The organism is Chryseobacterium sp. SC28, from assembly GCF_003932955.1.
Taxonomy (GTDB): domain Bacteria; phylum Bacteroidota; class Bacteroidia; order Flavobacteriales; family Weeksellaceae; genus Epilithonimonas.
Genome location: NZ_QOVY01000024.1, coordinates 25,682 through 36,742 on the forward strand (window position 1 = coordinate 25,682; position 11,061 = coordinate 36,742).

Here is an 11,061-nt window from a genome sequence, read left to right on the forward strand (position 1 = left end):
TCAGACGGTCATCGAAAAAATACGAGTCTCCGGTTTGTTCCTCAGCATTCTGAGGTCAAAAACCATCGCTACATTTCTGGTAAACGCGCGTCCTTTTTCTGTGATCTTTATGTGATTGCGGGAGATTTCTACAAGCCCGTCGGCTTCCATCTCTCTCAGTTTTTCGAGTGAATCTTCGATTTCGGGGAAGGAATGTTGAAGATCCCAACTCGTCTCCAGCTGGCACATCAGATTGAGAATGTGCCGGCGGATTTTCAGATCTTCATCGTCCAAAAGGTGACCTTTAAAAACCGGAATCTCGCCCTGCTCTACCAATTTCTGATATTCCTCCACCGTTTTCACATTTTGAGCAAAGGCATACCACGAATCCGAAATGGCAGACATTCCCAAACCGATCATCAGGTGAGTCTTGCTGGAGGTATAGCCCATAAAATTGCGATGCAGTTTTTTGTGAATCAATGCTTGGTAGAGATCATCGTGCTCCAAAGCAAAATGATCCATCCCGATTTCTATGTAACCGAGCTCCTGAAGCAATTTTTTTCCGTCTTCGTAAAGCCGCCTTTTTTCATCGCCGGTGGGCAGATCGTTCTCATCAAAGCCGCGCTGGCCCACGCCTTTCACCCACGGAACGTGCGCATAAGAATAGAATGCCAATCGGTCCGGCTTCAGTTCCAATGTTTTTCGGATGGTGAATTCCATCGCGTCCCAAGTCTGGTGCGGCAGGCCAAAAACCAAATCGTGGCTCACGCTTTTGAAACCGATCTCCCGCGCCCATTCGGTGACCTTCTTCACATTTCCGAACGGCTGAATCCTGTTGATGGCTTTTTGAACTTTGGGATCATAATCTTGAACACCGAAGCTGACTCTGGTAAAGCCCAAATCGAACAGGGTTTGCAAATGATCTCTGCTGGTATTATTCGGATGGCCTTCAAAACTGAATTCCGGATGATCTGCGATTTCTACTGTATCGAAAATCCCAAGTAATAGTGTTTTAAGGTTTTGGGGCGAGAAAAAAGTTGGGGTTCCGCCGCCCAAATGAAGTTCTTTTAAAATGGGTTTACCATTGAGGTTTGCTGCTTGCTGGTTGATCAAGTCTAAGTACAACTTCCATTCTTTCAAAACGCTTTCCAGATAAGGAATTTCTACAGAATGTTGCTTTGTAATCCGCTTGTGACAGGCGCAAAACGTGCAAAGTGCTTCGCAAAACGGCAGATGAATGTAGATGGAAATGCCTTCTTCCGCATTGCTTTCGGAGAAAGATCGGATGATAGATTGCTTCCAAAGGTCTGCCGAAAAATCGGCCTCGCTCCAGTACGGAACGGTTGGGTAGGACGTGTATCGCGGGCCGGGAATATTGTATTTGTCAATTAAAGAATTCATCATTGCAAAGTTACAAAAATTGAGTTGGGAATGCACTCGACTTGAAATGACTTTTGATTGGTAGCGTCTATAATTATGGATTCAACTTCTATAAAATGACCAAACCCATAGCCCCGATTGCAGTGGAAATCCTTTTTCTTTTTTTTTGGAAAAAAGATTAATATAGCCCAAAGTGGCTAATAAAGAGTAGTTTACAAGAACCGAAAGTGCTATCGGTAACGATTTAGTAATGGTGCTTACTGCACTCGCTTTCATCTGATTACCTTGTAAATCATTATTGCAAATTTAATAAAAAAAGGGTTAAGTCGTAGTGTACTTAACCCTTTTTCTGCTTTTCCAATATACATCAAAAAGCGTAATTGGAAATAAATCTTTCCCAATATGGGGACACAATGTGATAATGGTTTACATATTATTTCCAAGTTTTGGTATATCAATTAAAATGTGGTTCCGAAACAAGTAGTGATAACTTTTAACAGACTAAGCTATGGAAATCGTGTTGAGTAAAATATTATCGCAAATTCAGCATCAGGAAGATAATCTTTCTTCTCAAATTATGCAAACTGCTGATGAGGCTTACCAAATGACCTTATTCCTGAAGGAAATGCTATTTACCATAAAGATGAAAGTCTTACAAACCGGATTTAAGGATGAACAGCAGGAAATCAATTTTTTCAAGAACATTAAACCGCAGATTTTAGGAAAACTAATTTATTACAATAAAGTATTCCGTATTGAAACCACCTGTCCTGTAAGTACCGGGAGAATACATCAAAGCTATTTTGAAAACCAACTGAAAATCCTGAAATCCGAATATAAGGAAAGCATATCCAATGAAGATTTTTACAGGTACTACCGTGCAGGCAGAACAGACCGTGACCACAGTTATTTCAGGCTCGGAAAAGTCAATTACCACGATGGTTTAAAGAGTGCCGTATTTGAAATTGACCTTAGCTTTTCAACCTACTACGATAACAAAGTTGCCCACATTATAGCCAATGAATTACTCTATACTTTTTTGCTTACCAAAATCAATCCTGAAAAAAATCCCGATACCATTTTAATGAACGGGGATGCAAGCAAAGACATTTCGTGGACTAATTCACAAAATGCACTGATAGAATTGATTTACGCCCTGTATGCTTCCAATTCTATTGCATACGGTAAAATAGGCATCAGAAAATTAGCTCTGATTTTTCAAATCTTATTCCGAACGCCCTTGAACGATATACACCATTCTTTCCACCGAATGAAAACAAGGGCAGGCTCTCGGACGGCGTTTTTAGACCAACTCAAAATTTCCCTCGAAGAGTATATGGATAAAGACCTTTAGCCGTAACAGCAAAAGTGTTTCAAAGCAGTACATTTTGTGTACTGCTTTTTTTGTCCATATCTGCCAATTGGCAAAAGTTGGCAAAAAGCTACAACAAAATAACTGAAACACGCTAAAACCCTTATTAAACAAGGGTTTTTCTCATTGCAAAAAATTTGAAAAAAAGTGCCAAACCAATGGGTACGCATTGGCAGACAAACACTGCCACACTTCTGAATTTTGTACTGTGAATATTAAACAATAGTGCAATGAACATTATAACAGTTGACGAAGAAGTGTGGAAGCACCTCAACGAACGGTTGAAAGCCATTAGCGAATATATCCTCAAACTGGAAGATACAAGCTACGATAGCTTATGGCTCAACAACCACGAAGTCTGCCAGTATCTCCACATCAGCGAAAAAACGTTGTGGCGTATGCGCACCAACGGGCAGATAGCTTTTTCAAAAATGTACGGGCAGTATTACTATACGATTGGTGCTATCAAGGAAATGCTCAACGCTAACGCCGTGCAGACGACCGATGAATATGTGGAGCAGCTTATGGCGAAAGGCAAAAGCTATATCGAGAAAGGCAGAAAGCTGAAATCAGGTAATCATTAAAAGCGTACCCGTATGAATATCGACAAAATGGAATTTGTGGCGTGGATGGAACGCATAATGGACAGGCTGGACATTCTTGGCAACCACATAGACGATTTACAAAAGAAGCGCAACAGCATAGACGGCGAAGAGTTACTGGATAATCAGGATTTATTGCAAATGCTGAAAATCAGTAACCGTTCCCTGCAACGGTATCGCTCCATAGGTAAGCTCCCTTATTATACCATTAGCGGAAAACTGTATTACAAGCTATCCGATGTGCATCAGTTCATCAGGGAAAGTTTTAACCCTCCGTTACCTAAACTGGATGCCAATAAGTGACAAACGCTGCCTTTGAGTGCCACATAAAGCAAATCAGTGAAGGCTTCCTTTACATTCGATCGTGAAATTTTGAAATTTTCAGATTATGAGCGAAGAAACAACTAATAAACAGGAAATGCCCGAACAGCTTTCGGACATCTTACTCGTACTGGATAAAGAGAAAATGAAAATCCAGGCAGTAAAGAGTATAGACGAAAACGGGAAAATGGAAACCGTTGACCCCACGAAGAAAAATCAAAACCAGTTTATGCGTGTGGATAAAAGCGGTGATTTCTTTTCCAACTTCTTTTCCAATTTTTTCAGCCAGTTAAAGAACCCTACAAACTTTACTTTCTTCAAAGTGCCTGCCTCGGTTGCTGCTGAAAAAGCAGAGGAATTACAAAAGCACGTAGATAAGCCCACTCCACAGGGCGAAAAAGTGCTGAAAGAACACGAAGTGAAAGCAGAACCCCAACCCGATAAAAAACAAGAAAATCAAAATAATATGGCAACAGCACAAACAACAACGGAAACAAGCGAATATCGCTACAAGCCGGAGCAGATTGATTGGGACACAATGAAAAACCTCGGATTGAGCAAAGAGTATCTTGAAAAAAGGAACCTGCTCGACCCTTTGTTACGAGGTTATAAAACCAATGAGCTTTTACCGATAGGTATCAACCTCGGGGGCTCGATCCTCCGCACGGATGCCCGCCTGTCTTTACAGCAAGCGGAAGACGGCAATGTTATCGTGGCAATACACGGTATCAAAAGAGAACCTAACCTCCACTTTGAATTTTTCGGTCACAAGTTTACGGACGAAGACAAGAAAAACCTGCTCGAAACGGGTAATATGGGGCGTGTCGTCAATTTGGTAAACTCCAAAACAGGCGACCTGATGCCGTCTATTATCAGCATTGACAGGCTGACCAATGATGTGATTGCGCTACGCACGGAGTTTATCAAAATTCCCGATGAAATTAAGGGCGTAAAGCTGAATGACGAACAAAAACAAACTTTAATGGAGGGTAAACCACTCTATTTAGAGGGTATGACTTCCACGAAAGGAACGGAGTTTTCGGCAACGGTACAATTCAATGCGGACAAACGATATGTTGAGTTCCTGTTTGACAGAAGCAACAACAATCAGCAAGCGCAAACGAACCAACAGAACACCCAACAAAGCAACCAGCAAAGCCAACCGCAGGAGGCTCCAAGAACTTTCAGGGGCAAAGAACTTGATGATGAGCAGTACAACAAGTTCAAAGCCGGACAAACCATCTATGTTGAACTGAAAGACAAAAAAGACCAACTCTATAAGGGTTATATCACTTTCGACAAAGATACCGGAAAGACCAATTTTGAGTTTCCCGGTCAGTACAAAGCACGGGTAGAACCTGCTGAAACCCATAAAACACAAACTGCCGTCAATTCGGAGGGTAAAACCAACGAAGCGACCAAGAACGTCCAAGAGCCTTTGAAGTCCGGGCAGCAAAGACCGAAAAACGAGAAGCAGCAGGAGCAACAGGATAACAAGCCTGCAAAATCCAAAGGCAGAAAAATGTAATACAGTATGAAAACAATCATTGCAGAAAAACCAAGCGTAGCAAGGGAAATAGCCGGACTTGTGGGAGCATCCGATAAAAAGGATGGCTACCTGACAGGTAACGGCTATTTTGTTACGTGGGCATTCGGTCATTTAATAGGACTGGGAATGCCCGAAGATTACGGCATTTCGGGATTTGATAAAGCATCCCTGCCGATATTGCCCAACCCGTTTTTATTGACCGTCCGCAAGGTCAAAAAAGACAAAGGGTACACCGCCGATACTGGCGCATTAAAGCAACTGAAAGTCATTGAGCAGCTTTTTAAGCAAAGCAACAGCATCATCGTTGCTACCGATGCAGGTCGTGAGGGCGAACTCATTTTCAGGTACATTTATGAATACCTGAAATGCAACAAACCTTTTGAACGCCTTTGGATAAGTTCGCTTACCGAAAAGGCAATAAAGCAAGGCTTCAACAACCTAAAAGACGGGGCAGCATTTGACGGACTGTATCAGGCAGCGCAAGGCAGAAGCCGTGCCGACTGGCTTGTAGGCATCAATGCTACACAGGCATTGAGCATTGCCGCAGGCAACGGTATCTATTCGCTCGGAAGAGTGCAAACGCCCACACTGGCTTTGATATGTAAACGCTACCTCGATAATAAGAATTTCACGGTAAAGAAATACTGGCAGATACAATTATCGCACAACAAAGCACAGGTTGATTTCAAAAGTATTTCCGCAATCAAATGGGACGAAAAGCAGCTTGCCGATGATACCCTTAAAGCTATTCAGCGTGGCGCAATGGCAACCGTTACTTCGGTAGAAACCAAAAGTGTTACGGAACAACCGCCCTTGCTTTTCGACCTGACTGGCTTGCAAAAGGAAGCCAATAAAAGGCTGAAATTATCTGCTGAAGCAACGCTTAATATCGCACAAAGCCTGTACGAAAAGAAGTTTATTACGTACCCACGTACCGGAAGCAAATACATTCCTGAAGATATGTGGGCAGAAATTCCAAACCTTGTGCGGGCATTGCAGAACCGTGAGGATTGCAAGCAAGCACTTACCAAAATTAAATGGGGAAGGTTCAACAAACGTATCGTGAATGACCTCCGTGTAACGGACCATCACGGTTTGTTGATTACAGATAAAGTGCCGTCGGTACTAAACGCAGACGAAAACAAGATATACAATATGATTGCGCTTCGGTTGCTCGAAGCCATATCGCAAGCCTGTGTCAAAGAAATAACCGATGTATCGTTACAGGTATTGCATTACGACTTTACGGCAAAAGGCTGTAAAATTCAGGAAGCGGGTTGGCGTTCCATCAAAGGAAGTTTTACAGACGATGGCGAAGAGCCAGAGCAGGAATTACCTGAACTGCGTAAAGGCGACGAACTTGCCATAAAGGAAGCTGCCGTTTTGGAAAAGCAGACCAAACCGCCAGTGCTTTACACCGAAGCCGGGCTTTTGTCGGCTATGGAAACCGCAGGGAAAGAAATTGAGAACGAAGAAGAGCGGAAAGCCCTCAAAAATATCGGTATCGGTACGCCTGCAACAAGAGCCGCTATTATCGAAACCCTGTTTACCCGTAATTATATCCAACGGGATAAACGTTCTTTAATCCCTACCGAAAAAGGATTACAGGTGTATGGGCTTGTCAAAGACCGGAAAATTGCAGACGTGGCAATGACTGCCGAATGGGAATTGGCGTTACAGAAAATCGAGAACAACGAAGCGGATGCGGGAACGTTCCAAAAGGAAATGGAAACCTATGCCAAATCCATTACCGATGAATTGCTGCAAACTTCTATTGCAAGCACCAACCAACCCAAACTGAACTGCCCGAAATGCAAAAGTCAGCAACTCATCATCCGTGATAAGATTGTGAAATGCCCTGATGAGGCTTGTAACTGGGTACAGTTCCGCACCGTCTGCGGTGTACAAATCAGTATTGAAAATGTAACAAGCCTTGTCAATAAAGGCAAAACTTCTTTAATCAAAGGGATGACGAGCAAAGCCGGAAAGAAATTCGATGCTTACATCGTACTGAAAGAAAATGCCGAAAGTTCCTTTGAGTTTGAGAAAAACAAAAGCAGTAAACGCAATGGAAAATAAACCGTCAATCGTACCCAAAGAAATCAGGAACCTGATTTATACTATCCGGGGCAAACAGGTAATGTTGGATAGCGACCTCGCTGCCTTATATCAGGTGGAAACAAAGAACCTGAACAAAGCCGTTAAACGGAATATTGAGCGTTTTCCTGTATCATTCTGCTTTCAACTGACCGAAGAGGAAGTTGAAAACTTGAGGTTCCAAATTGGAACCTCAAGTTTAAATTACGGCGGCAGGCGTTATTTGCCCTATGTTTTTACCGAACAGGGCGTTGCAATGGCATCTGCCATACTCCGTTCTGATATAGCCGTTAAAATGAGTGTGGAAATAATGAATGCTTTTGTTGAAATGCGAAAAATGCTCATTAGCAACGCTTCTTTGTTCCATCGTTTGGATAATATCGAATTAAAGCAACTGGAAGCCGACCAAAAATTTGAAGAGATTTTTAAGGCTTTGGAAAGCGACAAGCTGTACAGCGAGAAAGGTATTTTCTACAATGGGCAGGTATTTGATGCCTACGCCTTTGTTTCCGATATTATCCGAAGTGCCAAAAGCTCAATTATCTTGCTTGATAATTATGTGGATGATACGGTGCTTACTTTGTTGGGTAAGCGTAAGACTACTGTAACCGCTACAATCCTTACCAAAAGCATCAGTAATCAGCTACGATTAGATTTACAACGCTACAATAGCCAATATCCTCCGATAGACATTGAAGTGTTTTCTGATGCCCACGACCGTTTTTTGATTATTGACCATTCAGAACTCTACCATATCGGGGCATCGCTCAAAGACCTGGGCAAAAATTGGTTTGCCTTTTCAAGAATGGATATTGAACTTGGTAGAGTTTTGCAGATTTTAAACAAGTAAAAAAATCCCCTCCGATATTTCGGAGGGGAATGGTGCATAATCCTTAATAATTTAGTGACAGCCCTATACCCAAGCCCATATCACTATCATAGTGTGTACGAATACCTATATTCTTATTGATGATATACTTCAAGTCTGCCATATATTCCATATCGGTATTGACCATAAAACCAGCTCTTAATCTTTTTGAAATTGGTATATCTTCTCGCATTAAAGACAGGCGAACGATACCATCGTGATATACTTCTGCCTGAAAATTGACTAACATTGGCAAGGTGTACATAAAACCTAAACTAAAGGCTCTACGTGTATCTTTTTCGTTTTTCTGCCCGAATAAATTGGTTTCGTGTTCATCTATTCCCATTTTACGGTAACGCCAGTCAAAGCCTATAAATGGCATAAACCACTGCATTTTTCCGATGTATCTTCCTAAATGTGTTTCTACTTCGTAACCGTGCATATCATTGTAACCTAAACGCCATTCTGTGCCTAAACTCCATCTTGCATTTTGAAACATTGCCTCGCCATCATTACCATTGGTTGCAAAATCGTTCTGTGCCATAAAATGTGGCATATTGCTCTCTCTCTGTAATTTATTGTATGCTTGTTTCTTGTTGGGTAAGTTTGGATTTTTATAGTCATCCACAGCAAAAACCCTGTTCATCCCCGACATCATATGATATAGGATATGGCAATGGAAAAACCAATCTCCTTCTTCGTTTGCCAAAAATTCAATGGTATCTGTTTCCATTGGCATTATATCTAACACATTTTTCAGTGGTGATTTTTCGCCTTTTCTATTAATTACTCTAAAGTCGAAACCGTGCAGGTGCATTGGGTGTCGCATCATTGAGTTATTGTAAATGGTGATGCGTAAAATTTCTCCTTTCTTTACAGGAATTTTATCAACTTCTGAAAGAATTTTGTTATCCATACTCCACACATAGCGGTTCATATTTCCGGTAAGTGTAAATTTTAGTTCTTTTACGGGTGCATCTTTGGGAAGTGAAGTATTGTAGGGCGATTGCAACATTGCATAGTTTAGGGTTTTAATTTCTCCTAAAGCATTTGCATTGTAACGATTGGGGTCGTTATCCATATTCATATTGTGTTGGCTATGGTCTTGCTTTTGATTGGCTTCTCCTGTAATTTCGGGATACATTACCACGTTCATATCCATTTGGTTCAGGCTCATTTTCATTCCCATATCGTCCAAATCACCATTCATCTTCATCATATCGTTCATCATCTTCATCCCTTCAAAATATTTTAATTTGGGCAGTGGGGAAATTAATTGTTTGATACCATTACCTAAAAAATAACTGGCTGATTGTGTTCGGTCTTCAGTAGTGGCTAAAAATTCATAAGAAACACCTTCTTCGGGGATTGTTACAACGACATCGTATGTTTCAGAAACTCCTATAATTAACCTATCTACTTCAACAGGTTCTACATCGTTACCATCATTGGCTACTACGGTAATTTTACCTCCGGCATACCGTAACCAAAAGTAAGAGGATGCGCCACCATTTGAAACTCTTAACCTTACTTTATCACCTGCTTTTAGTATTTTGCCGTCAACGGTTTTTAAATCGGTAGTATGATTTCCGTTAATTAATATTTTGTCATAATACACATCGCTTACGTCCATTGCCAACATACGTTTCCATTCGTTGGTTAATTTGGTTTTGAAATGCCCTTCTCTAATAGCTTCTGCATAAGATTGTGTTGCACCTTTTTTGATAGCTGCCCAATCATTGGCGTTGTGCAACATTCGGTTAATGTTGTTGGGGTTATAATTTGTCCATTCGCTTAAAATAATGGGTACGGTAGGCAAATCATCAATGCCCTTTCTAAAGGTTTTGTCGTCATCCCGCTTTTTCATTACAAAACTGCCATACATTCCAATCTGTTCCTGCAAACCTGAATGGGAATGATACCAGTGCGTTCCGTGTTGGATAATTGGAAAACGATAGGTGTATGTTGCTCCGGCTTCAATAGGCTTTTGTGTAAGCCAGGGCACACCGTCCTCTTTGTTGGGCAAAAATACGCCGTGCCAATGCAGTGATGTACTTTCTTTTAACTGGTTATGCACTACAATCTCGGCAGTGTCGCCCTCTGTAAATGTGAGCGTGGGCATAGGTATTTGCCCATTTACGGCAATGGCTCTTTTTGTTTTTCCTGCATAGTTGACAAGCGTATCTTTTACATACAAGTCGTAATGCACTACTTTCTGTGCAAATAGGGATTGCGAACATAACAGTATAAATACTGCTTGCAGCAACCTTATTTTACTATTTATGGGTATATTCATTTTGATATTTTTTTTTGAAACTCATTCCTGTTCTTTTAGCCAATTGATTAATGTTTTGATTTGCTCATTATTCAATTTTGCATTTTTGTGCATCAGTGTATATGAGGACAGAGGCATTTGCTTCGTTTCTATTTGTTCTTTAATTGAGTTTAGTAATCTTTCCTGCTTTCTATTTGAGTATGTACCCCATTCATTGAAATTCAAATCTTCTTTTGCATTTTTGATATGGGTTCCTACCAATGTTCTTGCAGGCTGTACATAGTCGTACCAAACATAATTGGTATTGTTGCTATGACAATCGTAGCAAGACGTTTGAAACATCGCTTTTATTTCAATAGGCATTTTATAGACTTGTGTAAAATCGGTTGTGTAAACCTGCCCTTTATCTACATTAAGGGCAGGCTGATAAAATTGGATTGCAATAAAAATAAACAGCACTGTTGCTAAAATTATCTTTAATACTTTCTTCATTCTAAAATTCTTTTTCACTGTTGTCCGATAAAAACCAGATAAAAAAAGAAGCCAAATTAATGGCTTCTAAAAACTTATCGTAATTTTGAGTTGCAAAAATCAAATAACGATGAGCAAAAGTACATA

General features: G+C 40.8%; 9 protein-coding genes. 6 read left to right on the forward strand and 3 right to left on the reverse strand.

What is annotated here, in order from left to right; translation table 11 throughout:
- The gene (hemN, locus tag DTW91_RS11405; protein WP_125203495.1) at positions 1-1,380 is read right to left on the reverse strand and encodes an oxygen-independent coproporphyrinogen III oxidase; all 1,380 of its coding nucleotides are present in this window, start codon (positions 1,378-1,380) and stop codon (positions 1-3) included.
- A 487-nt stretch (positions 1,381-1,867) separates the two neighbouring features.
- Here hemN and DTW91_RS11410 point away from each other — a divergent pair, with 487 nt between their 5' ends.
- From DTW91_RS11410 to DTW91_RS11435, 6 genes are all read left to right on the forward strand, one after another.
- A complete protein-coding gene (locus DTW91_RS11410; RefSeq protein ID WP_048499058.1) occupies positions 1,868-2,713 on the forward strand; it encodes an RteC domain-containing protein in 846 nt (281 codons plus the stop codon).
- A 248-nt stretch (positions 2,714-2,961) separates the two neighbouring features.
- Positions 2,962-3,315, forward strand: coding sequence for a helix-turn-helix domain-containing protein (locus tag DTW91_RS11415; protein ID WP_013632656.1), 354 nt, complete (start codon positions 2,962-2,964; stop codon positions 3,313-3,315).
- A gap of 12 nt (positions 3,316-3,327) precedes the next feature.
- Entirely contained in the window at positions 3,328-3,636 is a 309-nt protein-coding gene (locus DTW91_RS11420; RefSeq protein WP_002978404.1) for a helix-turn-helix domain-containing protein, read from the forward strand.
- A gap of 85 nt (positions 3,637-3,721) precedes the next feature.
- Complete coding sequence (locus DTW91_RS11425; RefSeq protein ID WP_125203496.1) at positions 3,722-5,182, forward strand: DUF3945 domain-containing protein; 1,461 nt, start codon at positions 3,722-3,724, stop codon at positions 5,180-5,182.
- A gap of 6 nt (positions 5,183-5,188) precedes the next feature.
- The gene (locus tag DTW91_RS11430) at positions 5,189-7,282 is read left to right on the forward strand and encodes a type IA DNA topoisomerase (RefSeq protein ID WP_125203497.1); all 2,094 of its coding nucleotides are present in this window, start codon (positions 5,189-5,191) and stop codon (positions 7,280-7,282) included.
- A complete protein-coding gene (locus DTW91_RS11435) occupies positions 7,272-8,150 on the forward strand; it encodes an ORF6N domain-containing protein (RefSeq protein ID WP_125203498.1) in 879 nt (292 codons plus the stop codon). Before DTW91_RS11430 ends, DTW91_RS11435 begins: the two co-directional genes overlap by 11 nt.
- A 43-nt stretch (positions 8,151-8,193) precedes the next feature.
- On the opposite strand, the gene DTW91_RS11440 is transcribed toward DTW91_RS11435, so the two are convergent.
- On the reverse strand, positions 8,194-10,464 hold the full coding sequence (locus DTW91_RS11440) for a multicopper oxidase family protein (RefSeq protein ID WP_013632652.1): 2,271 nt from the start codon (positions 10,462-10,464) through the stop codon (positions 8,194-8,196).
- Positions 10,465-10,485: 21 nt separating this feature from the next.
- Positions 10,486-10,935, reverse strand: coding sequence for a heme-binding domain-containing protein (locus DTW91_RS11445; RefSeq protein WP_013632651.1), 450 nt, complete (start codon positions 10,933-10,935; stop codon positions 10,486-10,488).
- Positions 10,936-11,061: the final 126 nt, after the last annotated feature.

Excerpts from the sequence above, each read along its gene's own strand:
- hemN (WP_125203495.1), bottom strand. The coding sequence starts at position 1,380 with ATGAATTCTTTAATTGACAAATACAATATTCCCGGCCCGCGATACACG.
- DTW91_RS11410 (WP_048499058.1), top strand. The coding sequence starts at position 1,868 with ATGGAAATCGTGTTGAGTAAAATATTATCGCAAATTCAGCATCAGGAA.
- DTW91_RS11415 (WP_013632656.1), top strand. The coding sequence starts at position 2,962 with ATGAACATTATAACAGTTGACGAAGAAGTGTGGAAGCACCTCAACGAA.
- DTW91_RS11420 (WP_002978404.1), top strand. The coding sequence starts at position 3,328 with ATGAATATCGACAAAATGGAATTTGTGGCGTGGATGGAACGCATAATG.
- DTW91_RS11425 (WP_125203496.1), top strand. The coding sequence starts at position 3,722 with ATGAGCGAAGAAACAACTAATAAACAGGAAATGCCCGAACAGCTTTCG.
- DTW91_RS11430 (WP_125203497.1), top strand. The coding sequence starts at position 5,189 with ATGAAAACAATCATTGCAGAAAAACCAAGCGTAGCAAGGGAAATAGCC.
- DTW91_RS11435 (WP_125203498.1), top strand. The coding sequence starts at position 7,272 with ATGGAAAATAAACCGTCAATCGTACCCAAAGAAATCAGGAACCTGATT.
- DTW91_RS11440 (WP_013632652.1), bottom strand. The coding sequence starts at position 10,464 with ATGAATATACCCATAAATAGTAAAATAAGGTTGCTGCAAGCAGTATTT.
- DTW91_RS11445 (WP_013632651.1), bottom strand. The coding sequence starts at position 10,935 with ATGAAGAAAGTATTAAAGATAATTTTAGCAACAGTGCTGTTTATTTTT.